Source organism: Kribbella sp. NPDC056861, assembly GCF_040687575.1.
Classification (GTDB): Bacteria; Actinomycetota; Actinomycetes; order Propionibacteriales; family Kribbellaceae; genus Kribbella.
In genome coordinates, this window is the sequence record NZ_JBFBNQ010000001.1 from 1373513 (window position 1) to 1397640 (window position 24128).

24 protein-coding genes are annotated in these 24128 nt (G+C 68.8%); 9 read left to right on the top strand and 15 right to left on the bottom strand.

The window, feature by feature from the left end:
- Nucleotides 1-44 precede the first annotated feature (44 nt).
- Nucleotides 45-788 (top strand): phytanoyl-CoA dioxygenase family protein, encoded by a 744-nt coding sequence (locus AB0P21_RS06240; RefSeq protein WP_363694131.1) that lies wholly within the window; start codon nucleotides 45-47, stop codon nucleotides 786-788.
- On the opposite strand, the gene AB0P21_RS06245 is transcribed toward AB0P21_RS06240, so the two are convergent.
- The 6 genes from AB0P21_RS06245 to AB0P21_RS06270 are packed head-to-tail and all read right to left on the bottom strand — an operon-like array spanning nucleotide 775 to nucleotide 6258.
- Nucleotides 775-1488, bottom strand: a complete 714-nt coding sequence (locus AB0P21_RS06245) for an endonuclease/exonuclease/phosphatase family protein (protein WP_363694133.1) — start codon at nucleotides 1486-1488, stop codon at nucleotides 775-777. The genes AB0P21_RS06240 and AB0P21_RS06245 overlap by 14 nt on opposite strands.
- Nucleotides 1485-2645, bottom strand: a complete 1161-nt coding sequence (locus tag AB0P21_RS06250; protein WP_363694135.1) for an ROK family glucokinase — start codon at nucleotides 2643-2645, stop codon at nucleotides 1485-1487. The genes AB0P21_RS06245 and AB0P21_RS06250 overlap by 4 nt, the downstream gene beginning before the upstream one ends.
- A 46-nt stretch (nucleotides 2646-2691) precedes the next feature.
- Nucleotides 2692-3663, bottom strand: a complete 972-nt coding sequence (locus AB0P21_RS06255) for an ROK family glucokinase (RefSeq protein ID WP_363694136.1) — start codon at nucleotides 3661-3663, stop codon at nucleotides 2692-2694.
- The gene (locus tag AB0P21_RS06260; RefSeq protein WP_363694138.1) at nucleotides 3654-4076 is read right to left on the bottom strand and encodes a hypothetical protein; all 423 of its coding nucleotides are present in this window, start codon (nucleotides 4074-4076) and stop codon (nucleotides 3654-3656) included. Before AB0P21_RS06260 ends, AB0P21_RS06255 begins: the two co-directional genes overlap by 10 nt.
- Complete coding sequence (locus AB0P21_RS06265) at nucleotides 4073-5386, bottom strand: ArsA family ATPase (protein ID WP_363694140.1); 1314 nt, start codon at nucleotides 5384-5386, stop codon at nucleotides 4073-4075. The genes AB0P21_RS06260 and AB0P21_RS06265 overlap by 4 nt, the downstream gene beginning before the upstream one ends.
- Nucleotides 5387-5391: 5 nt before the next feature.
- On the bottom strand, nucleotides 5392-6258 hold the full coding sequence (locus AB0P21_RS06270; RefSeq protein WP_363694141.1) for an SRPBCC family protein: 867 nt from the start codon (nucleotides 6256-6258) through the stop codon (nucleotides 5392-5394).
- Nucleotides 6259-6369: 111 nt separating this feature from the next.
- Between AB0P21_RS06270 and AB0P21_RS06275 the strand changes: the two genes are divergently transcribed.
- Nucleotides 6370-8160, top strand: a complete 1791-nt coding sequence (locus AB0P21_RS06275; RefSeq protein WP_363694143.1) for an AMP-dependent synthetase/ligase — start codon at nucleotides 6370-6372, stop codon at nucleotides 8158-8160.
- On the opposite strand, the gene AB0P21_RS06280 is transcribed toward AB0P21_RS06275, so the two are convergent.
- Both AB0P21_RS06280 and AB0P21_RS06285 read right to left on the bottom strand, forming a co-directional pair.
- Nucleotides 8148-8699, bottom strand: coding sequence for an isochorismatase family protein (locus AB0P21_RS06280; RefSeq protein WP_363694145.1), 552 nt, complete (start codon nucleotides 8697-8699; stop codon nucleotides 8148-8150). The genes AB0P21_RS06275 and AB0P21_RS06280 overlap by 13 nt on opposite strands.
- Before the next feature lie 7 nt (nucleotides 8700-8706).
- Nucleotides 8707-9597, bottom strand: coding sequence for an RNA polymerase subunit sigma-70 (locus AB0P21_RS06285; protein WP_363694147.1), 891 nt, complete (start codon nucleotides 9595-9597; stop codon nucleotides 8707-8709).
- A 58-nt stretch (nucleotides 9598-9655) separates the two neighbouring features.
- Here AB0P21_RS06285 and AB0P21_RS06290 point away from each other — a divergent pair, with 58 nt between their 5' ends.
- The 3 genes from AB0P21_RS06290 (at nucleotide 9656) to AB0P21_RS06300 (ending at nucleotide 11259) form a co-directional block, all read left to right on the top strand.
- Nucleotides 9656-10051 carry a nuclear transport factor 2 family protein gene (locus AB0P21_RS06290; protein ID WP_363694149.1) on the top strand — a complete coding sequence of 132 codons (396 nt, stop codon included), beginning with the start codon at nucleotides 9656-9658 and terminating at the stop codon, nucleotides 10049-10051.
- A complete protein-coding gene (locus tag AB0P21_RS06295; protein ID WP_363694150.1) occupies nucleotides 10048-10743 on the top strand; it encodes a gamma-glutamyl-gamma-aminobutyrate hydrolase family protein in 696 nt (231 codons plus the stop codon). The genes AB0P21_RS06290 and AB0P21_RS06295 overlap by 4 nt, the downstream gene beginning before the upstream one ends.
- A gap of 93 nt (nucleotides 10744-10836) precedes the next feature.
- On the top strand, nucleotides 10837-11259 hold the full coding sequence (locus tag AB0P21_RS06300; protein WP_363694152.1) for a VOC family protein: 423 nt from the start codon (nucleotides 10837-10839) through the stop codon (nucleotides 11257-11259).
- A gap of 44 nt (nucleotides 11260-11303) precedes the next feature.
- On the opposite strand, the gene AB0P21_RS06305 is transcribed toward AB0P21_RS06300, so the two are convergent.
- Nucleotides 11304-12494, bottom strand: coding sequence for an MFS transporter (locus AB0P21_RS06305; RefSeq protein ID WP_363694154.1), 1191 nt, complete (start codon nucleotides 12492-12494; stop codon nucleotides 11304-11306).
- A gap of 63 nt (nucleotides 12495-12557) precedes the next feature.
- On the opposite strand from AB0P21_RS06305, the gene AB0P21_RS06310 reads away from it, so the two are divergent.
- Nucleotides 12558-13535 (top strand): DUF5937 family protein, encoded by a 978-nt coding sequence (locus tag AB0P21_RS06310; protein ID WP_363694155.1) that lies wholly within the window; start codon nucleotides 12558-12560, stop codon nucleotides 13533-13535.
- Between the two features lies 1 nt (nucleotide 13536).
- Here AB0P21_RS06310 and AB0P21_RS06315 read toward each other — a convergent pair whose 3' ends face one another.
- Together AB0P21_RS06315 and AB0P21_RS06320 are read right to left on the bottom strand one after the other, a co-directional pair.
- Nucleotides 13537-14463 carry a hypothetical protein gene (locus AB0P21_RS06315; protein ID WP_363694157.1) on the bottom strand — a complete coding sequence of 309 codons (927 nt, stop codon included), beginning with the start codon at nucleotides 14461-14463 and terminating at the stop codon, nucleotides 13537-13539.
- Entirely contained in the window at nucleotides 14460-15095 is a 636-nt protein-coding gene (locus tag AB0P21_RS06320; RefSeq protein WP_363694159.1) for an RNA polymerase sigma factor, read from the bottom strand. The genes AB0P21_RS06315 and AB0P21_RS06320 overlap by 4 nt, the downstream gene beginning before the upstream one ends.
- Before the next feature lie 233 nt (nucleotides 15096-15328).
- Here AB0P21_RS06320 and AB0P21_RS06325 point away from each other — a divergent pair, with 233 nt between their 5' ends.
- The 3 genes from AB0P21_RS06325 to AB0P21_RS06335 all read left to right on the top strand — a co-directional run bounded on the left by AB0P21_RS06325 (nucleotide 15329) and on the right by AB0P21_RS06335 (nucleotide 18607).
- On the top strand, nucleotides 15329-16000 hold the full coding sequence (locus tag AB0P21_RS06325) for a hypothetical protein (protein WP_363694160.1): 672 nt from the start codon (nucleotides 15329-15331) through the stop codon (nucleotides 15998-16000).
- 143 nt (nucleotides 16001-16143) lie between these two features.
- The gene (locus tag AB0P21_RS06330; RefSeq protein ID WP_363694161.1) at nucleotides 16144-17172 is read left to right on the top strand and encodes an EamA family transporter; all 1029 of its coding nucleotides are present in this window, start codon (nucleotides 16144-16146) and stop codon (nucleotides 17170-17172) included.
- Entirely contained in the window at nucleotides 17120-18607 is a 1488-nt protein-coding gene (locus AB0P21_RS06335) for a carboxylesterase family protein (protein ID WP_363694163.1), read from the top strand. Before AB0P21_RS06330 ends, AB0P21_RS06335 begins: the two co-directional genes overlap by 53 nt.
- Here the strand turns inward: AB0P21_RS06335 and AB0P21_RS06340 are convergent.
- The 4 genes from AB0P21_RS06340 to AB0P21_RS06355 all read right to left on the bottom strand — a co-directional run bounded on the left by AB0P21_RS06340 (nucleotide 18589) and on the right by AB0P21_RS06355 (nucleotide 24076).
- Nucleotides 18589-19743: an alanine--tRNA ligase-related protein gene (locus AB0P21_RS06340; RefSeq protein ID WP_363694165.1), complete on the bottom strand. Its 1155-nt coding sequence runs from the start codon at nucleotides 19741-19743 to the stop codon at nucleotides 18589-18591. The two genes, AB0P21_RS06335 and AB0P21_RS06340, sit on opposite strands and share 19 nt — an antisense overlap.
- A gap of 448 nt (nucleotides 19744-20191) precedes the next feature.
- A complete protein-coding gene (locus AB0P21_RS06345; protein WP_363694167.1) occupies nucleotides 20192-21313 on the bottom strand; it encodes a glycosyltransferase family 4 protein in 1122 nt (373 codons plus the stop codon).
- Nucleotides 21310-22554, bottom strand: coding sequence for a M48 family metallopeptidase (locus AB0P21_RS06350; RefSeq protein WP_363694168.1), 1245 nt, complete (start codon nucleotides 22552-22554; stop codon nucleotides 21310-21312). Before AB0P21_RS06350 ends, AB0P21_RS06345 begins: the two co-directional genes overlap by 4 nt.
- Nucleotides 22547-24076 carry a hypothetical protein gene (locus tag AB0P21_RS06355; protein ID WP_363694169.1) on the bottom strand — a complete coding sequence of 510 codons (1530 nt, stop codon included), beginning with the start codon at nucleotides 24074-24076 and terminating at the stop codon, nucleotides 22547-22549. Before AB0P21_RS06355 ends, AB0P21_RS06350 begins: the two co-directional genes overlap by 8 nt.
- Nucleotides 24077-24128: the final 52 nt, after the last annotated feature.

Below are 24128 nucleotides of genomic sequence, written 5' to 3' on the forward strand. Positions count from 1 at the left end.
TAATCAGTTGCTCGCGCAGCGTCGCGGTTGGTCCACTGGGTGCCATGACGATCACCGCGACGATGCGTACGACGTTCCGCGAGCAGGGCTTCGTGGTGGTTCCTGGTGTGCTCACCGACGAGCAGCTCGCGACCGGACGGAAGCTGGTCGCGGCAGAGCTGGACAAGACCCCACCGGCGCCCGGACACGTGGGTTTCCACTTCGCCTGGCCGCGTTTCGAGGACGGGCCGCATCCGCTGCTCGACTTCTATCGGGAGACGGTCGCGCCGCTGGCGGCCGAGCTGGTGCTGCCTGAGCTCGGAGTCGACGATCCCGACTTCGCGCAGATCGCTACCACGGTTCCGCCCTGGTCGCATCGGCCGGGGGCGCCACATGTCGACGGGGTGAGTCCGCTCGGGCCGGACGGTACGCCGTACACGTTCTCGGTGCTGGCCGGCGTGTGGCTGAGCGATCAGCTGGAGGAATACCACGGCAACCTGCATGTCTGGCCTGGCACGCATCGACGGTTCGGCGAGTATCTGGCCGAGCACGGTGCCGACGCCCTGGCCGAGTTGTCGAAGGACACCAGCGGTGCGCCGTACCCGAAGATCGAGCTGGGTGAGCAGATCCAGACCTTCGGCACGGCGGGGAGCGTGCTGTTCGCGCATTACCTGCTCGGGCACAACATCGGTGGCAACACCGGGCCGGATCGGCGCGAGACGATCTACTACCGGTTGCAGGCGCACGGTCACCGGGATCGGTGGCGCGACGTGGTCACCAACCCGCTGAGCGAGTTCAGGGAAGCTTGAGCTCCACCAGCATCGGCAGGTGATCCGAGCCGGCGATCAGGTCGTCGCGGGTGATTCCCTCGATCGAATCGAGCGGGATCACCCGTCCGGCCAGTCCCGGTGACAGGTGCGCGCCGTCGATGCGTTTGACCGGGTTGTCGGAGTGGAAGGTCGGCCCGGCGTCGACGCCGAGGTCGGTCAAACCCTCTGCTGCCAGACGATCCCAGACCGGGCCGCCTGGTTCCTCGTTGAGGTCGCCGACCAGCAGGTAGGGCAGGTCGAACGACTTGCAGCCGCGCAGTACCTGCTCCAGCTCGCGCTGCCGGCCGAGAATGTGCAGCCCGAGATGGCAGACCACCAAGGCCAGCGGGACGCCGGCGAGCGAAGTACGGCCGCCGACCGAGCCGCCGGGCAGCTGGGTCGCGATGAACCGGAAGCGACGGCGGACGAACGGCCGCCAAACCCTCCAGTGCAAGGGATCCGCGACCTCGATGCCCTCGGCAACCAAAATCGCGTTGCGCGCGGACGCGGCGATGTAGCGCAGCCCGAAGGTCGCTGCCATCGCCCGGCGCTTGCGGCGGGTGCCCCACCAGGTCGGCGCTTCCTGGACCAGCATGATGTCGGGCGCGCAGGCGCGTACCACCCGGGCCAGCGCTTCGCGATCGTCGCCCCAGCGGTGCACGTTGTACGACAGCACCCGCAGCGACGGGCTTTCGGTCATGCCTCGGTGTCGCCGTTCAGCTCGGCGGGGGCCGGCTCTTTGACCGGTTCCTTGAGGGGCTGCTCATCCGTCCGCATCCCCGTACGCCGTCCGACCGACTTGCGCGCCGCCCGCTCGAGCCGGGTCGACCGGCCACTACGCGCAGCCGCCGTCTTGGCCGTCACAGCGGTCGTCTTGACCCGCACCCGGCGCAGCCAGGTCGCCTCTTCGCGAGCCAGGTCAGCCGCGCCGACCATGCCCGCCTCAGGACCCAGTACTGCGCGCACGATTCGCGCCTCGGGCCGGAAGCCACGGCCCGTCAGGGTCCGCTTGAACGCCTCGCGGGCCGGAGCGAGCAGCAACTCCCCCGCGTCGGACACGCCACCACCGATGACGAACGTCCCGGGGTCGAGCGCCGCGGCCAGGTTGGCCAGGCCGATGCCGAGCCAGCGGCCGACGTCTTCCAGCAGCTCGATCGCGACCGGGTCGCCGTCCTTGGCGAGCATGGTGACCATCGGTCCGTTGATCTTGCGCGGATCGCCGTCGGCCGCCTTCAGCAGGTTGTACGCGACCGGCGAACCGGACAGCGCCAGCTCACGTGCTTCGCGGGTCAGCGCGTTGCCCGAGGCGTACTGCTCCCAGCAGCCGCGGTTACCGCACTCGCAGCGATGCCCGCCTGGCACGACCTGCATGTGCCCGAACTCGCCCGCGATGCCGAACTTGCCGCGCTGCAAGGCGCCGTCGTTCAGGATGGCGCCGCCGATCCCGGTGCCGAGGGTGACGCAGACCAAGTGGCTCTCACCCTGACCACCGCCGAACCGCCACTCCGACCAGGCGGCCGCGTTGGCGTCGTTCTCGACCACCACGGGGAGCCCGAGGCGGCGCTCCACCGCGTCGCGCAGCGGCTCGTGCCGCCAGGCGAGGTGCGGCGCGAACAGCACGGACGAGCGGGTGCCGTCGACGAACCCGGCCGCACCGATCCCGACCGCGATCACGTCGTGGCGCGACTCGAGGTCGTGCACGATCTCGGCGATCGCGTCCTCGGTCTCGCGCGGATCCTTGGTGGGCGTGTCCCGGCGCAACCGGTCCAGGATGTTGCCCTCCGGGTCGACCACACCGGCCGCCACCTTGGTGCCACCGATGTCGATCCCGATCGTCAACGCCTGCGTCAGAGCCATCTGCCGACCCTCCTGGTGAATCCCCCGGACTCGCCTGAAAGCCTACTCAACGGTGCTTCTCCGGTGCGGGAGCCGGCTTGCGCGCTAGATCTGCGGCACCGATGAGGCCGGCGTCGTTGCCCAGCTCGGCAAGGCCGAAGGCCGGGTGCGGGCGGTTGGCCTTGGCAGGCAGGTTCTTCTCGAAGGCGACCTGCGCCGACTTCAGCAGCAGCTCCTTGGCCGCGCTCACGCCGCCGCCGATCACGATCGTCTTCGGGTCGAACAGCGTCGCGATGCTCGCCAGCCCCTCGCCCAGCCAGCGACCGAGATCGTCCAGCAGCTCAACGGCGCACGGATCGCCCGTCGCCGCGGCCTGGGTGATCATCGGGCCATCCAGCTTGGCCGGGTCGGTGATCCCACAGACGCTCAGCATCTGCGCCGCCGCCAGCGAACCGGACTCGGCCTGCGCCCGCCCCTCGCGGACCAGCGCCCGCCCCGACGCGTACTGCTCCCAGCACCCGCGAGCTCCACAGCCACACCGGTGCCCACCAGGCACCACCCGCATGTGCCCGAGCTCAGCAGCTACACCGTGCGCGCCGCGCAGCAGCTCGCCATCGATCACCACGCCGCCACCGATGCCGGTGCCGACGGTCACGCAGACCATGTGCTCGACGTCCTTCGCGGCGCCGAAGGCGAATTCGCCCCAGGCTGCAGCGTTGGCGTCGTTCTCGACCACGACAGGCACCTTGAGCGCCTCGCCCACCCGCGCGCCCAGCGGCTCGTCCCGCCAGGCGAGGTTCGGTGCGAACAACACGGTCGAGCGGTCCGACGAGACGAAGCCGGCCGCGCCGATCCCGACCGCCTCGACCTCGTGATCCTTGATCAGCTCAGCGGCCGCGTCGATGATCGCCTGCGCGGTCGCGTCCACCGAGTCGGCCGGGGTGTCGCGATGGGTGCGGGCGCCGATCGTGCCGTTCTCGTCGACGATGCCCGCGGCGATCTTGGTCCCGCCGACATCGATGCCGATGCTCAATCCCATGGTTCGGGGTCCTCACTCACGTCGATCCGGTCCACCCGGGACCGGGCGGGCCGCTCGGGTTCCTGCGTCTTGGCGGTCCGCGACTCTGCGTCCTCCCGGGCCTGGCGCGCGGCCTCCGCCGCGGCTTCCAGCAACGACCGCACCGACCCCAGTACTCCGGCGGCCGCGGTCGACAACTGCTCGATCGTCTCCGGGCTGGTGGTGCGCACCTTCGCGATCAGCTGGCAGACCGGACACCATTGGCACTCCGGCCCGCCACTGCGCGCAGTACCGTGATCGTGCTCTTCCGGTGAGGAGTCCTCAACTTTTTCTTCAGCTGGGGGCGGTTCGTGGTCGTGCCGAGCGGACTGCTGCAGGACGGCGAACAGCTTGGCCGCCTCTTCCGCGACTGAGCCCACGGGCTCCTTGCTCATCGAGTGCCCTCCGAGATCGCAGTCGGCTCGTTGTCGAACTGCTGGCTCATCTGCTCGCGGATCTCCTGCGCCAGCCCCTCGACCGAGTCGAGCGAACTCGCGACCGGCAGGTCGACCGGCTTCGGCAACGGCTCACGCGGGGCGAAACGGATCTGCAGCCGTCCGTCGTCCAGCCTCGCCCCAGCGACCACACCGCGAGCCAGCGCGGCAGGCAGCGGCAGCACGCGACGGTACGACCCGACGGTGATGATCAGCTCGTCACCATGCCGGGCAAGCTCGAGATCACTCGCCGATGCGAGCGGCAGCGGCATCGTCAGCGTGTACGTGCGACCGTCGGTGTCGATGTGCCGATCAACCCACAGCGACGTCTCGTCGGTGGCCCGGGTGAACGGGTCGTCTTTGCCGTACATCTCGACAGCGAAGGCAGCGAGCTCCTCCACGCCGACCGGTTCACAGGCACGGTACGGCGACTCCCAGATCGGCAGCGGGCGGAAAGAGTCGGCGACGTCGTCGAGGATCCCCCGCTGCGCCGCAACCCATTGGCGGCGCCAGTTGTCGGCACCTGCGGCCGGGAAAACGCGGTTGGCGATGACACCGTCGACGCGGTACCCGAACAGGGACAGCGTCGTCAGCGAGCGCCGGGCCTCAGCGACAACGACGGCTTCGGGCGTCAGCACGAGCCGCACCGACGCATCCGGCCCGGTCAGCAGCGTGCGGATGTCGGCCAGGTCGCTCTGCAACCGGCGCAGCGCGTCGAAGACGGTGTCGTCGGGCATCGGCAGCCCCGACGCCTTGCTGAGCAGCGGCCGGAAGGTCCGCACGACCTTGCGCTCGGCGTTGAAGATGCGATCCATGTACCAGCTGAGCGCCTCCGGCAGCGCGAGCAGCCGCAGCGTCTCGGCGGTCGGCGCGCAGTCGACGACGATCACGTCCCAGCGGCCGGACCGGACGTGGTCGCGCACCTCGAGCAGCGCGAGCACCTCCTCGGCGCCCGGCAGCACGGTCAGTTCCTCGGCCTCGATCGGGTCGACGCCGATCACGTTCAGCACCGACCGCAGATACGCCTGGATATCACTCCAGGACCGCTCGAACCGGCGCTGCGCGTCGATCTGCTGGACGAACAGCAGGTCGTCGACCTCGGTCGGCTCACCACCGACCTCGGAGTCGAACGCGTCCGCCAGCGAATGCGCCGCGTCGGTGGACAGCACCAACGTGCGCAGCCCCCGCAAGGCGGCAAGCGTCGCAGTACCGGCGGCCGACGTGGTCTTCCCTACGCCGCCCTTGCCTGTGTAAAGCAGTACCCGAGTCACTGGAATCAGGACTCGACGCGCTTCTTGAGCCCCTTCAGGGCCGTGTCGATGATGACCTTTTCGGCCTTGCGCTTGAGCAGGCCGATCATCGGGATCGCGACGTCGACCGCGAGCCGGTAGGTCACCTCGGTGCCCTGGTCGCCCAGGTCACGCAGTACGTACGAGCCGTCCATGCCCTTGACCATCTTGGCCTGGACCAGCGTCCAGGTGACCTCGTTGCGGGCCCAGACGTAGTCGAGCGTGTACTCGTCGGAGATCGCGCCGGCGTCCACCTTGAACCGGACCTGTTTCGGCCGGCCGGCCTCGTCGGTGGACAGCACCTGGGTCTCGCGCATCGAGTCGGCCCATTCCGGATACGCTTCGAAGTCCGCGATCACCGCCATGATCGCCTTCGGGGTCGCATGCACGACGATGGTCGAGGTGGTCTGCTCTGCCATCGATTCACCTCTTCGCTGCCGGGACGGGTTCTCCACGCGAGAGACTATCGCGGGTTCGGAGCCTGGCCTGCCCTCGCCCGCGGCGCGGCCCTGTTCGAGTTCGTCCTTCAACCGCCAGATGTGTTCACGGTACTGCGCGACGTACCGCTCCCGCAGCCTGCGCAACCGGCGCGGACCGGCCGCGCGGGTGGGGTCGGCCCGCAGGTACCAGTGCACGACGACGCCGTCGCGAACTTGTTCGAGCCACCACTCTGCGGTACCGATGGCCGCGCCGGTGACGGCCCAACGGACGCCTTCGAGGCCGCGGCGCTCGGACGGGGTCAGGGTCAGGTCGGGCCACCATTCGCGCCAGAGGGTGTCCGCGCCGAGCCGCTGGGCGACGTAGGCTGGATCAGCAACGACCAAGTCGTCGCAACTGATGTCGAGCGCCGGCATGCCTGAGTCCTAGGTGTCCTGTGTCCTGTGGGTCACATTAATCTGGCTACTTACGGGTAGCTGACTGTAGCGTGCGCCGGAGTCGACCCTGTCTTGACCGAGGAGACGCCGATGCGTGAGTACACCACCCCTGCTGTGATCGAGCCGCCGACCAGCGGCAGCCTGAGCGATCCCGTCTGGGCGAACGCCGCCTCCCATCCTGACACCGCCGTGTTCAGCCGGCGGGTCGAGGGCGGCTGGCTGGAGGTCAGCGCGGCCGAGTTCGCCCGGCAGGTCAGCGGGGTGGCGAAGGGCCTGATCGCGGCCGGGGTGAAGCACGGCGAGCGGGTCGCGCTGCTGAGCGCGACGCGGTACGAGTGGACGCTGATCGACTACGCGATCTGGAGCATCGGCGCGGCCACCGTGCCGATCTACGAGACCTCGTCGGCCTCGCAGATCCAGTGGATCCTGACCGACTCCGAGGCGGTGGTGGCGGTGGTCGAGAACGCCGCGCACGGCGCTGTGGTCGAGTCGGCCCGGGCCGAGGCGCCGACCCTGCAGGAGGTCTGGCAGATCGAGGCGGGCGCCGTCGACCAGCTCACGGTGCTCGGTCAGGACGTCTCCGACGCCGAGCTGGACAAGCGGCGTACGGCGGTCGTGCCCGGTGACCTCGCGACCTTGATCTACACCTCGGGCACCACCGGCCGGCCGAAGGGCTGCAAGATCAGCCACGCCAGCTTCCTGGACGAGCTCGGTACCGCGACCAAGATCCTGCCGGACCTGTTCCGGCTGGAGGGCGCGTCGACGCTGCTGTTCCTGCCGCTGGCGCACGTGTTCGCGCGGATCATCCAGGTCGGCTGCGTGATGATGCGGGTCAAGGTCGGGCACACCGCGGACGTGAAGAACCTGGTGGCCGACCTCGGCGAGTTCAAGCCGACCTTCATCCTGAGCGTGCCGCGGGTGTTCGAGAAGGTGTTCAACACCGCCAGCCAGACCGCGCACGCGGCCGGCAAGGGCAAGATCTTCGACGCCGCCACGGCGACGGCGATCGCCTACTCGGAGTCGCTCGACAAGGGCGGACCGGGGCTCGGACTGAAGGCCAAGCACGCGCTGTTCGACAAGCTCGTCTACGGCAAGCTGCGCAACGTGCTCGGCGGCCAGGTCGACTACGCGGTCTCCGGTGGCGCGCCGCTGGGCGACCGGCTCGGTCACTTCTTCCGCGGTATCGGCGTACCGGTCCTGGAGGGCTACGGCCTGACCGAGACCACCGCCGCCGTCGCGGTGAACCTGCCCGACGACATCCGCGTCGGCACCGTCGGCAGGCCGCTGCCGGGGGTCACCGTCGGGGTCGCCGAGGATGGCGAGCTCTGCTTCAAGGGTGGCCAGGTCATGCTCGGCTACTGGAAGAACGACGAGGCGACCGCCGCCGCGATCGACCCGGACGGCTGGTTCCACACCGGCGACCTGGGCGAGTTCGACGCCGACGGGTTCATCAAGATCACCGGCCGCAAGAAGGAGATCCTGGTGACGGCCGGTGGCAAGAACGTTGCCCCCGCAGTACTGGAGGACCGGATCCGGCTGCACCCGCTGGTCAGCCAGTGCATGGTCGTCGGCGACGGCAAGCCGTTCATCGCCGCGCTCGTGACGATCGACCCGGAGACCATCGGTGCCTGGGCCACCAAGCACGGCAAGCCAAACGAGATGTCGTCGCTGGCCACCGACAAGGACCTGATCGCCGAGATCCAGACCGCGATCGACGAGGCCAACACCGCGGTCTCGAAGGCCGAGGGGATCAAGAAGTTCTCGATCCTGGAGGACGACTGGACCCAGGAGAAGGGCGAGCTCTCCCTGAAGCTCTCGCTGCGCCGCCACATCGTGATGAAGAAACACGAGGCCGACGTCGAGGCGCTCTACCGCAAGTAACTGAACCGCACCTCGGCGGCGCGCTCGACCTGCTCCAGCTCGTCGCCGAGGGCCCACTCGGCAACACGGGAAACGACCTCGGCAGAGACTGCCGGGGTCGTTGCTGTTGCGGGGATGCCGGTGGTGGTGTGGGCGTCGTGCGGGAGGACTACGCGGAGGCCGCGGGCGAGCGCAGTACGGGCGGTGGCGCTGACGCACATCTCGGACATCAGGCCGCAGAGGGCGACCGATTTCACGTCGTGGGCGGCGAGGAGGTCGGACAGCGGGGTGTCGGCGAAGGAGTCGTCCTGGAGTTTGCGGAAGGTCGTCTCCCGGGCGCCTGGCTCGACGGTGAAGTGGAGGTCCCAGCCGGGCTCGCCGGGTGCGTCGGGCGTTCCTGGGGCCCCGTCGTTCTGGACGTGGAGGACCAAGGCGCCTGCTTGGCGGGCTCTGGTCAGGAGGTCGCCGGCTCGGTCCAGCAGGCGGGGTGCTTCGGGTACTGCGGCGAGGCTGCCTAGCTGCAGGTCGATGAGCAGCAGGGCCTGTACTGGTTCGAGCATGTCGCGATCATAGGGACGGCAGGAAACGGGTGATGGTGGTGATGCGGTCGTTGGTGACGGTCAGGGCCAGAATGCCTGTGTTTGTTCGGGTTTCGCCGTTCACGAAGTAGCAGGTGAACGCGGGGTGGAGGTTGGCGCCGGTTGGCTCGAGGGCGAGAGTCGCGGTACGGGCTGAGGCGCTGGCTCGGAGGAAGGCGGCGATGGCCGGCGGTCCGAAGTACTCGTGTGGTGCGGGTGGCATGGCCAGCCAGGCGTCGTCGGTGAGCAGGGTGGTGATGGTGGCGATGTCGTCGGCGACGAAGGCTTCGGCGAAGCGTTTGGCGACGGCGTGTTCGGTTGCGGTGTCGCGGGGTGCGGGGTCGCGGAGCGCGGCCGGGGTGTTGAGTGAGGCGCGGGCTCGTTGGAGGGCGCCTTTGATTGCGGTCGGGGTGGTGTCGAGGAGTTCGGCGACCTCGGTCAGCTGGAAGTCGAGGACGTCGACCAGGATGAGAGCGGCCGTCTGGCGTGGCGGCATGCGTTGCAGCGCGGTGATGAAGGCCAGCTGGACGTGCTCGCGTTTCACCAGCCGATCGTCCAGGTCTTCGTCGGGGTAAGGCTGGAGCCAGGTGACATCGCCGCGACGCGTCGGCTCGGGCGGTTCGAAGGGTGGCAGCGGCTCGGCGGGCGGGCGGCGTTTGCCGTCGCGGATCGCGTTCAGGCAGCGGTTGGTGGCGATCTTGTAGAGCCAGGTGCGCAGCGACGAGCGGCCGGCGTACGCGTCTAGTCCGCGCCAGGCAGCGAGCAGGATCTCCTGCATCACGTCGTCGGCGTCGGTGACCGAGCCGAGCATCCGGTAGCAGTGCAGGTGCAACTCCCGCCGGTACTGCGCGGCGATCTCCTCGAAGGTCTGCTCCCCCATCGCCACATCGTGCCAGCCCGACCGTTCCGATCGGCGCCGGTGTGGTGTCTGTACCTGCATGACGACACCACTGGAGATCGTGCTCAGCTACCACCGCGCCTGGACCAGCCAGGACTTCGACCTGGCGATGACCTACCTCGCCGACGACATGGTCTGCCACGCGCCGGCCGGGCGACTGGTCGGCGCCGAGGCGTTCCGGGGCTTCATGGAACCGTTCTCGCAGATCCTGGTCAGCTCGGAGCTCGTCGGGTCCTTCGGCGACGAGACGACCGCGATGCTGATGTACGACACGAGCACCCGCCCGGTCGCCGACGCCCCCGGCGCCGAACTGCACACCGTGCGCGACGGCAAGATCGTCGAGCTGCGGATCATCTTCGACCGGCTGCCTTTCGAGCAGGCGCGTACCGTGGCAGCGACCAGATCCGCACCCCCGGAAGGCGCCCAGACCGAGTGACCGTTCTCATTCTTCAGCATGTTCCCTGGGAGAAGCCCGCTGCCTTGGGCAACTATCTGACCGATGCCGGGGTGCCGTGGCGCCTCGACAATCTGACTGCTGCGGTTGACGTTGTTGACGCGCCGCGCATCAGCGAGCTCAGCGGGCTGGTCCTGCTCGGCGGTCCGATGGGTGCCCACGACACCGACCGCTACCCCGGCCTCGCCCTCGAAGCCGATCTGGTACGCCGAGCCGCCGATGCCGGCCTGCCCATCCTCGGCATCTGCTTAGGCCACCAGATCGTCGCCTCAGCCCTCGGCGCAGACCTGCACCCCGGTACTGCGGCCGAGGTCGGCGTCGGCGAGGTCGAGGTGGTGGCCGACGGCATCTTCGGCCGGGCCGGTGACCGCCAACCGGTCCTGCACTGGCATTTCGACGTCGTCGACGCACCGCCTGGCGCCGTAGTACAGGCCTCGACCCCGCAGACCCCGAACCAGGCGTTCACCCTCGGCGACTCGATCTTCGGCACCCAGTTCCATATCGAGGTCACCCCTGACAGCCTCGCCGACTGGCTGGCCGAGCCCGCGATGATCGCCGACCTCCCACCCGGCCTCGCCATCACCCTCCTTGACGACCTCGCCGCGGCTTCGGACGCCATCAAACCGTCGGCGAACCGCCTCTTCGAAGCCTTCGCCAGCGGCCTTCAGAAATAGCTTGGAAAAGTGCTCAATTGGTGAGCACTTCTGGGGCGCATGATGGTGTCAACGAGGTGGACGACCACCTCGACACCGACCCAGGGAGTACCGATGTTCCGCGGATTCGCCACCATCAGCTTCTACGCCGACGACCTCGCCGCCGCCCGTGACTGGTACGCCGAACTGCTCGGCCAGGAGGCGTACTTCGCCTTCCCGCCCGCCCCGGCGCCGCCGGCGTACGTGGAGTTCAGGGTCGGCGACGACGCCGACGAACTGGGGTTCATCGACCGGAAGTACGCCCCGCCCGGCGCCTCCAACGCCCCCGGCGGCGCGGTGATGCACTGGCATGTCGACGACCTGCCGGGCACCTTCGAGAAGCTGCTCGCGATGGGCGCCAAGGAGTACCAGCCGATCACGAAGCACAGCGACTCGGACTTCACCACCGCGTCGGTCGTCGACCCGTTCGGGAATGTGCTCGGGATCATGCACAACCCGCATTACCTGGAGATCGTCGAGGCGCGCGCGGGGAGGTAGCGGAGGGGTGCAGCGCGGGCTGCGGGGCGGTCATCACCACCGGCTCAATTCAATGCTCGTCTGGCCAGCCACAGACACACGACGCTGCCGACCAGTCCGGCCAGGCAGATGGTGAGGTTCGGGCGGAGTACCGTGCCGATCGCGCCGGCCAGCGCGATGCTCAGGCCTTGGATCGCCATCATCCCGCTGGACTGGATGGTGAAGACCCTCCCCCGGTACTCCGGTCCGCTGGCGGCCAGCACGAGCGGATCGATGCCCTGGTTGAAGGCGAAGCCGCTGCCCGACACGGCCAGCAGCATCGCGGCCACCGGGATCGACGGCTCGGCGATGAACGCGATCGCCGGGACCTGGCTCAGCAGGATGAACGGGATGACGAGGCGTCGTCTGGTCGCCGGGGCGAGACGGGTTGCGGCGAGTTCGCCGAGGATGCCGCCGGCGGAGTACCCGGCGAAGAGTGCGCCGGCGGCTGTCGCGGCGGCGCCGGTTTGGGCGGCGTACGCGACAGCCAGGCCGTCAGGCATGGACGAGAACGCGGGGACTACCCAGGTGAGCAGGATGAGTCTGCGGAGTGGGCGATTGGCGCGGAGATAGCGCAAGCCGGTCAGCGAATCCTGCAGCGTGCTAGCGGTTCTTCCGGCCGCAGGCGTGAACGGGGTACCGAAGCCGATCAGCGCGGCCGAGGCGACGAAGGTGACGACGTCCAGGCCGAGCAGCCAGGTTGGTCCGATCGCGGCCACCGCCACCGCGCCGAGCGCGAATCCGGCCAGTACCGTCACCTGAGAAATTGCCCTAAGCAACGATCTCCCGATCGGGAACAGCTCCGCGTCCAGCAGTTGCGCCAGGCTGGCGGCCCGCGCGCCGGCGAAGATCGGCGCGATCAGCCCGGTCAGCAACAAGAGCCCGAGCAGCCCGCCGACTTGCATCCCGGGGATCAGCATCGCGCCGACGCAGGCCGCGCTCAGCAGATCGCAGCAGACCAGGACTCTCCGAGCTGGGAAACGGTCAGAGATCGAAGAGAGCACGATCCCACCGAGCGCGTACGGCAGAAACGAACAGACCAGCACAAGAGCCGACAGCAACGCCGACCCGGTCCGCTCGAACACCAGGATCGACAACGCCACCTGAGCGGCCACGGTGCCGGCCATCGACACGGCATGCGCGACGAACACGCTCCGCAGGCCCGGAACCCGCAGTACCGCGCTGTAGCCGACCGCTGAAGACGTTGTTGTGCTCACCTGCGAAGCCTCCACGCATCCGCGCGACCGGAGTACAGTTTCGGTTGTGGCCGAAAGTTTGCGATGACCGTCCTGCGGTTCAGCCAGGCTGATGCGCTGCGGGTCCGGTTCGGGACGTCGCCGTTGTGGGAGACGATGTCGGCGGTCCGGGTGCTCAATCTGCGGACCGACCGCCCGCTCTATTCACCGTGGATCGCGGGCCGGGCCGAGGTCGCGGCGACGCTGGAACTGGGTTTGCTGCGGGCGGTGCAGCCGCGGAGTGGGTTCACACCTGACTTCCTGACGCCGCCGCCTCGGGCGTCGCGGGCTTCGTTTGCGACAGAGATCGGGCGGGTGCGCAGTACGCCGCTGGATCGAGTGCGGGCCGAGCTGATCCGGTCGCGGGACGAATTGCAGAACCCCGGTGCTGTCGAGATCGACAGGATGCTGGACGATCTGGCCGGCACCCGGGAGCAGTTGGCAGATCAGATCGAGAGTGCGTGGGAGGCGTTGATCAAGCCCGACTGGCCGACGATCAACCGGGTGCTCGACGACGACATCGCGCATCGCGGCCAGCAGTTGACGACCGGCGGGCTGGCAAGACTCTTCGACGACCTCCACCCGGCGCTGACCTGGGAGGACGACCAGCTGATCGCCGCCCGGCACCGCTCCGCCGACGCCGAGCTGACCGGCCAGGGCTTGCTGCTCATCCCCGGCGTCTTCGCCTGGCCGTACCTTGTGATCGTGGTCGAGCCCGGCTACCAACCAACGCTGGTGTACCCCGCGCGCGGTGCCGCGCGACTGTGGTCCGACGTACCGGCTCCGCCTGATCCGCTGGCGACATTGCTCGGGCGGACGCGGGCGACCTTGCTGGTTGCTTTGGACCCACCCGCAACGACCAGCGCGCTGGCGACGCAGTACGGGCTGGCGCTGGCGACCGTGGCAGAGCACCTGGCTGCCCTGCACGGCGCCGGCCTCGCGACTCGGCGCCGGACGGGACATCAGGTGCACTACCGGCGTACAGAGGTCGGCCAGGCGGTGGTCGACGCATCAATCGGCTGACTTAGGACGGCCAGCGGTAGATCCGGCAGGCGGGGTCGGTCGAGGTGGACTGCGGGGTGGTCGGCTTGGGCTGGCTTGGGTTGCTGGGTTGCCAGCCTTGGCCTGGGCACGGCGTCGTTCTCGGTGGGCTGGGGCGATCGGACGAGGTGAGCTCGTGACCGGCTGCGTCGTACGAGCGGACCACATAGTTCTGCAGTTCGGGGTCGTCCTCGTCGTACGGGCTCCAGTTGGTTCGGCCCTCGGTCGGAGCGAACCAGAAGCCGCCTTGCAGTAGGGCTTCGATCGGCGCCATCCCCTTGGGCTGCACCGTCACGCGGGTCACCGGCGCGGCGTACACCCCGGCGTTGCGGGCCAGCGGGTGGATCGGGGAGCCCATCATCGTTGCTCCCTTGCTCGATCTGACGCTCGACTCACTGATCACGCCGCCGGCGGTGCGGCTGCAGAACCAGTACGACGGGATCGGATCGACCTTGACTCCTGCCGGGTCGTCGGGGAATTTCACCTTGCCGTCGCCCATCAGCCAGGTGCTGACGATCTTCGGGTTCTTCACGTCCACGAACTCGAAGGCGCGGACCACCTGGTAGTCCACGAACGGGCGCTTGATGCCGTTGGCCGTGATCCGGTTGGCCTCGGCCAGGCACTGGGTCCTGAGCTTCGCGGCGTCGGCCGCCGAAAGCTCTCTGATCGCCGGCTGCGCCTGTGGTTCGCCTGCCGCCTGTGGGCTGTCCTCCGGTTTGAGAGCCGGTATTGCGAACGCAACGCCGGCGGCGACTGCGAGCACAGCCGCGGCTGCGGCGAGCGGGACCAGCTTGCGGTGCGGCGTACGGGTCTCTTCGGTGTCGATCGCATCCAGCAGCTCGGCGCGAAGCCTCTCGTGCCGGCCGGGCGGGAGCGGGCGTTCGGGACGGCGGTTGAGCAGGTTGTTCATGACAGGTTCTCCAAAGACTCGGCGCGGACGGCGTCCTCCGGTACGGCGAGGCTGAGCTCGCGCAGGTGTTTGCGTGCCCTGGCCAGCCGGGACTTCACGGTGCCGAGCGGAATGTCGAGCGCGACCGCTGCGGACTGCGCGTCGAGCCCGGTCCAGAAACAGAGCTCGACGATCTCGCGCTCGTGCCGCGGCAACTTGCGCAGCAACGCTCGCAGCTGCTTGGCCTCCCGCTCGTCGTCAACCCGAGCCACCACCCGATCGGCATGATCCGGCTCATCGGCCGCCGGTGTCTGCCGCGCCAGACTGAGCCACCGAAACCGCTGCCGTCGCTTCTCGTTCCGGATCACGTAGTCAGCTGTCCGCAGTAGCCACGGCAGCGCCGAGTCATGCACCAGCACGACCTCCGCGCGCCGCCGCCAGGCATGCAGGAAAACCAACGAGGTCAGATCCTCGGCATCACTCCACGACGCGAGTCGCCGGAACACAAAGTTGTAGACGCTCTTGGCATGCCGATCGAACAACGCCCCGAACGCCTCCGACTCCCCCTCCACCGCCCGCCGCCACAACTCCGGATCACTCATCCCCACCGGCAACCCCTCGGGTCTACTCGATCCCACCAGCACAGCCGTCACATCTCCACCTCCGGATAGTCCCCCATCGGGGGCTCTCACCGGATATATGTCCCGACACCGAAACCGGGGTTCCGGAAGCAGGCCATCCGTGCCGCATCACCCGTGTCCTGCCTTCCCCAGCCAGGCAGCCAGCCGCCACCTCCGGCACCTGCAGCAACCCGGCGCCGACGGGGGCACTGTCTGTTGCTCTTGTGGTCCCGGGGTTGGCGGGGTGGTTGAGCGAGAATGCGGGGATGACCAAGGTTCGGAAGGCGCCCGCGGCGAGTAGTCGGCATACCCGCAGGTGGCCTGCCTCGTTGGCGGTGTTGGTCGCGCTCGGGTTGCAGCTCGCGGTGCCGCCGCAGGTGATGGGGACGCCGCGGTGGATCATGCCTGCCATCGGTGTCGCGTTGCTGGTCCCGCTCGTCTGGACCAATCCGTTTCATCTGAAGCGGGACGAGGTCTGGTTGCGGTGGATCGAAGTCGTGTTGCTGGCGGGGCTGGTGGTCGTCAACGCGGTCTATCTGGCCAGCTTGATTGTTCTGCTCGCCTCCGGTGATACCGCGGATGGCAAGGTGCTGGTGAAGGCAGCACTCCTGATCTGGGTGACGAACGTGGTTGCGTTCGCGCTCTGGTACTGGGAGATCGATCGGGGTGGGCCGTTCGCGCGGATGCCTGAGCATGAGCACGAGGAAGAGCGCGCCGATCTTCTCTTTCCGCAGATGACCGTTGAGCTTCCTGGCTGGGAACGGTGGATCCCGGGGTTCACCGACTATCTGTTCGTTGCGTTCACGGCGGCTACTGCGTTCAGCCCGACGGACACGATGCCGCTCACCGCTCGGGTCAAGACGTTGATGGGGATCCAGTCCGGGATCTCGTTGCTGACCATCGCGGTGGTCGCGGCGCGCGCGGTGAACGTGCTCTGAACGGCGGGAACGGCGGGAACGGCGCGGCTGTCCAGTTGCTGAGTATCTCCCTCGACGCCATGTAATGGGTGTGACATGGTTATGCCCATGTACAGGTTCCCGGGTCGTGACGGCCGGGTGGAGTGGTGGGAGGTGGCAGGGAGATGGCACAGGATGCTGCCCGGACCAAGTCCGTCGGGCTGGGGTTCGCGGTGTTCTCGGCGATCACGTTCGGCGGATCGGGGCCGTTCGCGAAGGCGCTGATCGAGGCCGGGATGTCGCCGCAACAGGCCGCCTGGTTGCGGATTCTCGGTGCTGCCGCCCTGCTCGTTCCGCTGGTACTGATCTTTCGCGGCCGCGCCGGGCTGCGCGCCGCCCGCGCTTCGTGGCCGCAACTGGTGCTCTACGGCCTGACCGGGATCGCCGGTTGCCAGACCCTGTTCTTCATCGCCGCCAGCCGGCTCCCGGTCGGGATCGCGATCCTGCTCGAGTTCTCCGGGCCCGTTCTCGTGGTCGCGTGGCTGAAGTTCGGCCGGAAGGTAGCGGTGCCGAAGTCGGCCGCGCTCGGCGTCGGGATCGCGCTCCTCGGGCTGGCGATCGTGGTCGAGATCTGGTCCGGCCTGCAGCTCGATCTGATCGGTCTGCTCTGCGGGCTGGGCGCCGCGGCCTGCCAGGCGACGTACTTCATCCTGATCGACAAGCTCACCGGCGTGGCCGATCCGCTGGTGATGACCGCGGCCGGCAGTGTCGTCGGCGCGATCCTGCTGACCGCGATCTCCGCGCCCTGGGCGATGCCGTGGCACGTCCTGTCCGACACCATCGCGATCGGCGAGCGGTCCGCGCCGGGCTGGATCTTCGCGACCTGGCTGGTCGTGGTCAGCACCGTGGTCGCCTACCTCGCCGGCGCCGCCGCAGTACAGCGGCTGTCCGCGGCGATCGGTGGTGCTGTCGCGTACGTCGAGGTGGTCGCGGCGAGCCTGTTCGCGTTGCTGCTGCTGAACGAGAAGCTCACCACCAGCCAGATCATCGGCGGCGTGATCGTCCTGCTCGGCGCGTTCGTCGCGCAGTCGTCCGTCGGCAAGGTCACACCGCCGGCCATCCCAACTGACGACAGTCCGCCGACGGTGGATGATGAACTCTATGGACTCCATCGCGGTGACATCGTCGGGGCAACTCCGGGGCACGACCACTGACGGGATCACCGCCTATCTGGGGATCCCGTACGCGGCCGACCCGGTCGGACCGAAGGCCTTCCAGGCTCCCGAGCCCGCGCCCGCGTGGGACGGAGTACGGGATGCGACGGCGCTCGGTGCGACCTCGCCGCAGCCACCGTACGAGCCGCCGTACGACGTACTGCTGACCAATCCGCTCAACCCCGGTTCGGAGTATCTGAACCTCAATGTGTGGACGCCAGGCGGTTCCGGCCTGCCGGTCCTCGTCTGGCTGCACGGCGGTGCCTTCCGCAACGGCTCGAACGCAACACCGGCGTACGACGGAACCGCGTTCGCGCGCGACGGCGTGGTCCTGGTCAGCGTCAACTACCGGCTCGGCGTTCAGGGCTTCGGCGTCCTCACCGATGCACCGAGCAACCGTGGACTGCTCGACCAGCTGGCCGCGCTGCGCTGGGTGCAGGAGAACATCGCGGCCTTCGGCGGCGACCCGGGCCGCGTGACGATCGCCGGGCAGTCGGCCGGCGGGATGAGCGTCGCGACGCTGATGTCGATCCCTTCCGCGAAGGGGTTGTTCCAGCGGGCGATCGTGCAGAGCGGTTCGGCGACGGCCACGGCGCTGGCCGCCGATGGCGCGATCATCACCGCCGAGGTAGCGAAGCGGCTGGACGTCGAGCCGACCGCGGCCGGGTTCGCTTCAGTTACGACAGATGACCTGCTGGCGGCGCAGCGCGTCGTCGCGCTCGAGCTGCGGCAGAGTCCGGACCCGACGCGGTGGGGTGCGACCGTGGTGAGCGCGGGTGGCGGCATCATGCCGTTCTTCCCGGTGATCGATGGTGAGCTGATCCACGAGCGGCCGATCGACGCGCTGACCGGTGGCGCTGCCGCGGGCGTCGATCTGCTGACCGGCGTGACCTCGGAGGAGATGCGGCTCTTCTCGATCCCTTCCGGGCTGGCCGCGGGCGTCACGGCTGAGGCGTTGCCGGTGCTCCTCGGGCGGCAAGGTGTCCCGCCGGCGATTGTTGCGGCGTACGTCGCGAACCGGCCTGGCCTGACACCGGGTGAGGTCTACGGCGACATCGTGGGCGACGGGTTCTTCCTGCTGCCGACGCTGCAACTCGCGGCGGCGCAGCGGGCGCATGCGACGGCGTACCTGTACGAATTCGGCTGGAAGTCCCCACTGGAAGGGCTCGGGGCGTGCCACGCGCTCGAGCTGCCGTTCGTGTTCGACACGCTCGCGACCGCCACCTCACCCCTGTACGGCGCGGAGCCTCCGCAGCAGGTGGCCGACCAGATGCACGCGGCCTGGGTGGCCTACGTCGTCACCGGCCGGCCGGGCTGGTCGCCGTACGACGCGACCACCCGGCCGGTGATGACGTTCGGTCAGCCGGATTCCTTGCTGGTCGAGGATCCGCGCGCCGCGGAGCTCGCACTGTGGAGTCAGCCGACCAGCGACTGAACGAGGTCGCGCGGGAGACCGTGGGTTTCGTGCAGGTACTCGAAGTCGCTGTCGTCCAGCGTCTTGTGGAACCTCTCGTGGTCGAGGATCCGGCGGCCGCGCTCCAGCAGGTTGCTGAACCGGATCTCCTCGTCGATCAGGATCCGGCGGACCAGGGTGAGCACCTCGCCCTGGTGGAAGTGCGTGCTGGTGTGCTCGAACAGCTCCATCGGCAGATCGGACAGCGTCCGGGTGTCGTCGGAGCGCCAGAGCAGGGTGAGCACGCGACGGATCAGTCGGCGCAGCACGTAGCCGCGGCCGGTGTTGGAAGGGTGCACGCCGTCGCCGATGATCACCATGCTGGAGCGCAGGTGGTCGATGACGATCCGCTCATCGGTCCGATCGAGCTTCCAGAGTTCGGGAACGATGCGCGTCCACGGCTCGAACAGCTTGGTCTCGTAGACCGACTGCTTGCCTTCCAGCAGCATCGTCAGGCGTTCGAGACCGAGGCCGGTGTCGATGTTCTGCTGCTGCAGCGGTTCGAGCGAACCGTCGTCGAGGCGGCGGTAGCGCATCATCACGTGGTTCCAGACCTCGACCCAGCGGTCGTCGGTGGTCGGCGTACCGTCCGGGTCGCCGTCGCCGGTCCAGACGAAGATCTCCGAGTCGGGGCCGCACGGTCCCGTCGGGCCGTTCGACCACCAGTTGTCGTCGGTGGTCAGCTCGATCGGCAGCCCGAGGTCCTGCCAGGTCTTGAGTGATTCCTGGTCGAGGCCGACCTGGTCGTCGCCGCCGAACACGGTCACGTGCAGCTGCTCGGGTTTGAGCCCGAAGCCGTTGGTGAGCAGCTCGTAGCCCCAGCGCAGGGTCTGCTCGGAGCCGTAGTCGCCGAGCGACCAGGAGCCGAGCATCTCGAACACGGTCAGGTGGGTCGGATCACCCACCTCGTCGAGATCGGTGGTGCGCAGACATCGCTGCACGCCGACCAGCCGGCGGCCGAGTGGATGCGGATCGCCTTCCAGGTACGGCGTCAGCGGATGCATCCCCGAGGTGGTGAACAACACCGGGTCGCCGGGTCGCGGGATCAGCGAGGATCCCGTGGTGGGGATGTGGTCGCGGTCGGTGAAGAAGTCGATGAAGGTCTGGTCGATGGTCATCGCGGTGGTCCTTGTCTGGGTCAGATGACCGGAACGGACCTACACCGGGGCAACAAAAAACCGGCGGACCGTTTCCGGTCGCCGGTGGAGGTGGAGAAGATGTCAGGCAGCGGCAGCCGGAGAGCACGAAGCTCGTACGGCTACTGCGAGGAAAGACATCGGATGCATGGGGAACACCATACAACACAGATCTGCCGCCGCCCCAGGCTGCGCCTGGGGCGGCGGAGGAGGAGAAGCGGAGTGCCCTGGGCGCTGGGGGTGCTGGGTGCTGGGTGCTGGGCGCTGGGTGCTGGGTGCTGGGTGCTGGGTGCTGGGTGCTGGGTGCTGGGTGCTGGGTGCTGGGTGCTGGGTGCTGGGCGCTGGGCGCTGGGCGCTGGGCGCTGGGCGCTGGGCGCTGGGCGCTGGGCGCTGGGCGCTGGGTGCTGGGTGCTGGGTGCTGGCGGGGAGGTTAGCGGAGGTCCAGCAGTTCTCGCAGGATCTGACCGGAGCTGCTCCACGTCCACTCTGCTTGGACCCAGGTGCGGCCGGCCTCGCCCATTGCCTTGGCGCGGGCTGGGTCTGTGAGCAGTTCGGTGATCCTGAGCGCGGCGGCGACCGGGTTGTACGGGTCGACCAAATAGCCCGTCTCACCGTGCCGGACGGTGTCAGGAGCACCACCCGAGTCGCCGACGACGACCGGCTTGCCAGCAGCGGAAGCCTCCAGCGTGACGATGCCGAGCGCTTCGGGCTCGAGCCCGAAACGCCTTGTTCTGCAGGGCATTGCGAAGACATCCGCAGCATCGACGTACGGCGGGACGTCCTCCCACGGCACCGCGCCGGTGAACCGGACGGCATGCGAGACACCGGTCGACAGCGCCAGCTCCTCCAGCCGAGCGCGATCGGGGCCGCCGCCGACGAGCAGCAGAACGGCGTCCGGCACGACGGCGAGCACCCGCGGCCAAGCCTGGATCAGCGTGTCCTGCCCTTTGCGGGCGACCAGCCGCGAGACACACGCGACGACCGGCACACCCTCGAGGCCGAGCCCCTTGCGCACCTGCTCTCCCCCGCAGTCCGGGAAGAAGCGCGACGTGTCGACACCAGGTGTCAGCCGCCGCATCCGGGCCGCCGCGTCCGGTGAGAGCGCCGGCGCGATCTGCTCCTCGCACCACGCTGACACCGACGTCAGCGTGTCGGCCGCGTCACCGATTCGCCGCAACGCCCGCCGCGCTCCCGGCGTACCGGCCCACCAGGTCTCGTGCCCGTGGGTGAGCGCGACGATCCGCCGGGCACCGGCCTTCCGAAGGCTCGAACCCATCAACCCGAGCGGCGCCGCGGCCCCGAACACCACCCGATCCGCGCCAACTCGCTGCATCACCCGTACGACGTCCCGCGTGACCCGTGCCGTCGGCAACAACATCGACGTCCTGTCCCGAACCACCGGAAACGGCAAGGACGAGTCGTACTGCGCAGCGCCCGACGTCCGCGACGTGTAGACCACCACGTCAGACAGCTCGTCGCACAACGACCGGACGAAGGTCTCGATCCCACCCTGTCGCGGCGGGAAGTCGTTCGTGACGACGAGAACCGTCACTTCTGGACCAACGGCGGCACCGGGGCGCCGTGCTCCACTCCCCACGCCCGACCCATCGCGATCCGCTCGGGCGGCGTCGGGTGGCTGGCGAACATCCAGTACCGCCAGCGACTCGGCTCCAGGCCGGAGATGTTGCGCACGGACAGCTCGTGCTGCATCTCGACGAAGTCCGCCGGGTCGTCGGTCAGCCGGAGCGAGTGGTAGTCCGCCCGGGCCTCGATCTTCCGGCTGATCAGATTCTGCACCGGCGCCGCGAGCGTCGTACCGGCGACGATCAGCGCCAGCAACATCGCGGTACGCCGCGGATCCGCCATCCGGGCCCCGAGCAACAATCGCAGCAGCACGATCGCGAATGCCGAGCCGAGTGCCCCGATCAGCGTGCCGTGCAGAACATCACCCTCGGCCGCGTGCCCGAGCTCGTGCGCGACGACCAACCGCACCTGCTGCGGGGTCGCGCTGGTCAGCAAGGTGTCGTAGACGACCAGCCGCCGAGTCGATCCGAAGCCGGACACGTAAGCGTTGACCGTGGTCGTCCGCTTGGACGCGTCGGCGACCAGCACATCCTTGACCGGTACGCCGTCCTGCCGCGCCAGCTCCATGAACTCGTCCCGCTGCGCACCGGCCGGCATCGAGGTGAAGTCGTTGAACCGCGCCTCGACCAGCACCGGGTAGCCGAACGAGACACCCAGCACCAGCACAGCACCGGCGATCGCGGCCGGCGCCCACCACCAGTTCTTCCAGCGCTTGGCCAAGGCAACGAGTCCGAGGCTGATGGCAACCAAAGCCGCTGACATCAGCAACCAGTTCACCGCCCGGTCGCGCAGCCACAGGTCCCAGGCCTCCGTGGACAGCCCGTACTTCCGGGTCACCCGCTCGGCCATCACGTCCGTCGGCAGGGTGATCACGCTCGCGATCAGACCGAGCCCGAGAACGAGCACCGGAACGGCCAGCCACCAGCGGCGCAGCCGCGTCACGACGTACAGGCGGCGGCCGAGCGGGCTGAAGCCGATCGTCAGCGGAACCAGCAGCGACAGGATCCACGAGGTCGTTGACCACGGCAACAGTTCGTGACGGAACCGTTGCTGGCGGTCGATCTCGGCCGTGGTGAAGTCGAGTGCGGCGTCCGGCTTCGGGAGGTCGATCAGGTGCCAGGGCGTGGTCGTCGCGATCACGACGACGAGGGCGGCGGCGAGCACCAGCGCGGCCCATCGGGGGGCCCACCGGATGGCTCGCTCAGACACCGGCGAGCCTCTTCAGGTACTTCTGCCAGTCGGCGGTGAACTCCTGCTCGGTGGTGCCGAGGACGGTGCGGAACGCGTCCGCCAGCCCGGTCGGGCTCTTCGACGCGTGCACGGCCCGGTAGAACTTGACCAACTTCGCCTGCCCCTCCCGCTCCTTGATCAGCCGGCAGGCCAACCAACCCGACTCGTAGGCCTGGGGCAGGTCGGCCGACGAGGCGGCGAACGCTTCCGGGGTGGGCAGCGAGTTCGGCACCTTGCCGGCCCGGACCGCCTTGAACAACTCCTTCGCCGCCGATTCGTCCTGGACGGACACCGCGGTGAAGGCGACGTAGTCGGCGAAACCCTCGGCCAGCCACAACGGTACCGGCGAGGCGGTAGCGGTGGAGGCGACGTGGGTGGTCTCGTGGGTCAGCACGATCCGGCGGCCCTGCTTGCCGAGCTCCTCGAACAGCTTCGGGTTGGCCACGATCCGCAGTGGCGCGCCGACCATCGGGGTGTCCAGCTCGGCCATCGTGACGGCGGCGATCTGGGTGTAGGTGCCCGGCTGGGCGCCCAGCACCGACTCCATCTCGGACTGCTTGGCGGGTAGGTAGATGACCGCCTTCTGCTTCCAGTTCTTGCCCCAGACCTTGGTCACCGACTCGACGGCGCGATCCGTCACGGTCGCGTAGTCGTCGGCGTCGGCCTGCGAGTCGAGGCTGATCACCAGGCTGTGCTCGCCCTTGGCGACCTCGATCCCGCCGAGCGCCCAGATCGGCCGGCGCTGACCGGCCACGAACCGCTCGGTGAAGGACGTCGCGTACGTCGTACCGTCGCGGGTCACGAAGGTGACGGGCAGAGTCTCGCGGGCCGGCTTGGCGTCGAAGCCGGTGAGCTGCCAGGAAACCTCGACCTGTGCGAGCCAGGACTCGGACCCACCGAGCTCGGCCTGCCGGTCCGGGGCCAGCGCGCCGGTGTCGTCGCTGACGTAGCGCAGCTGGAAAGTGGCCAACGGCAACTTCCCGAGATTGCTGTAGATCGTCCGGGCCTGCTGGTCGAACTCGGTCGCCTTCGGGTCGATCGTGTCCAGGAAGCTCGACTTGCGCTCGTCCTGGATCGCGTCGGCCATCTTCTGCAGGACGGCCTGGCCCGCGGCGGCCCGGCGTACGCCCTCGGCTGCTTCGTCGGGAGTCGACTTGTCGGCGCCCGGGGTCTGCGCGGTGTTGCCGACGGCCCCTGGATCGGCGGGCGCGTCGGCGATCTTGCGCAGACCGGCGAAACCGGCCACCCCGACCAGGCAGACCGCTACGCCGAGCGCGACCTTCTTGATGATCGGCCCGTGCGCCGACGTCCAGGTGTTGACCGTCTGGATCGCGGTCGGCCGGCCCGGCCCTTCGCCCACCGCGTGCTGCGCCGGGATCTGGATCGTCGTCTGCTCCGACGGCGATACCCGGTCCGCACCGTCGCCGGGCGGGAGCGCGCTGCCGCGTTCGTCGACCACCTCGGCCCCTCGCTGCTCGCCTGCCCCAGTCAGGGGAGTCACTTCAGGTGCCTCCAGGGACAGTGAAACACGAGCGAGGGCGGGGGTGACAAAC

Coding starts and splice junctions, on each gene's coding strand:
- AB0P21_RS06240 (WP_363694131.1), top strand. CDS start 45: ATGACGATCACCGCGACGATGCGTACGACGTTCCGCGAGCAGGGCTTC.
- AB0P21_RS06260 (WP_363694138.1), bottom strand. CDS start 4,076: ATGAGCAAGGAGCCCGTGGGCTCAGTCGCGGAAGAGGCGGCCAAGCTG.
- AB0P21_RS06310 (WP_363694155.1), top strand. CDS start 12,558: ATGACCGTCCTGCGGTTCAGCCAGGCTGATGCGCTGCGGGTCCGGTTC.
- AB0P21_RS06290 (WP_363694149.1), top strand. CDS start 9,656: ATGACGACACCACTGGAGATCGTGCTCAGCTACCACCGCGCCTGGACC.
- AB0P21_RS06325 (WP_363694160.1), top strand. CDS start 15,329: ATGACCAAGGTTCGGAAGGCGCCCGCGGCGAGTAGTCGGCATACCCGC.
- AB0P21_RS06255 (WP_363694136.1), bottom strand. CDS start 3,663: ATGGGATTGAGCATCGGCATCGATGTCGGCGGGACCAAGATCGCCGCG.
- AB0P21_RS06245 (WP_363694133.1), bottom strand. CDS start 1,488: ATGACCGAAAGCCCGTCGCTGCGGGTGCTGTCGTACAACGTGCACCGC.
- AB0P21_RS06330 (WP_363694161.1), top strand. CDS start 16,144: ATGGCACAGGATGCTGCCCGGACCAAGTCCGTCGGGCTGGGGTTCGCG.
- AB0P21_RS06340 (WP_363694165.1), bottom strand. CDS start 19,743: ATGACCATCGACCAGACCTTCATCGACTTCTTCACCGACCGCGACCAC.
- AB0P21_RS06250 (WP_363694135.1), bottom strand. CDS start 2,645: ATGGCTCTGACGCAGGCGTTGACGATCGGGATCGACATCGGTGGCACC.
- AB0P21_RS06300 (WP_363694152.1), top strand. CDS start 10,837: ATGTTCCGCGGATTCGCCACCATCAGCTTCTACGCCGACGACCTCGCC.
- AB0P21_RS06285 (WP_363694147.1), bottom strand. CDS start 9,597: ATGGGGGAGCAGACCTTCGAGGAGATCGCCGCGCAGTACCGGCGGGAG.
- AB0P21_RS06315 (WP_363694157.1), bottom strand. CDS start 14,463: ATGAACAACCTGCTCAACCGCCGTCCCGAACGCCCGCTCCCGCCCGGC.
- AB0P21_RS06275 (WP_363694143.1), top strand. CDS start 6,370: ATGCGTGAGTACACCACCCCTGCTGTGATCGAGCCGCCGACCAGCGGC.
- AB0P21_RS06335 (WP_363694163.1), top strand. CDS start 17,120: ATGGACTCCATCGCGGTGACATCGTCGGGGCAACTCCGGGGCACGACC.
- AB0P21_RS06280 (WP_363694145.1), bottom strand. CDS start 8,699: ATGCTCGAACCAGTACAGGCCCTGCTGCTCATCGACCTGCAGCTAGGC.
- AB0P21_RS06270 (WP_363694141.1), bottom strand. CDS start 6,258: ATGCCGGCGCTCGACATCAGTTGCGACGACTTGGTCGTTGCTGATCCA.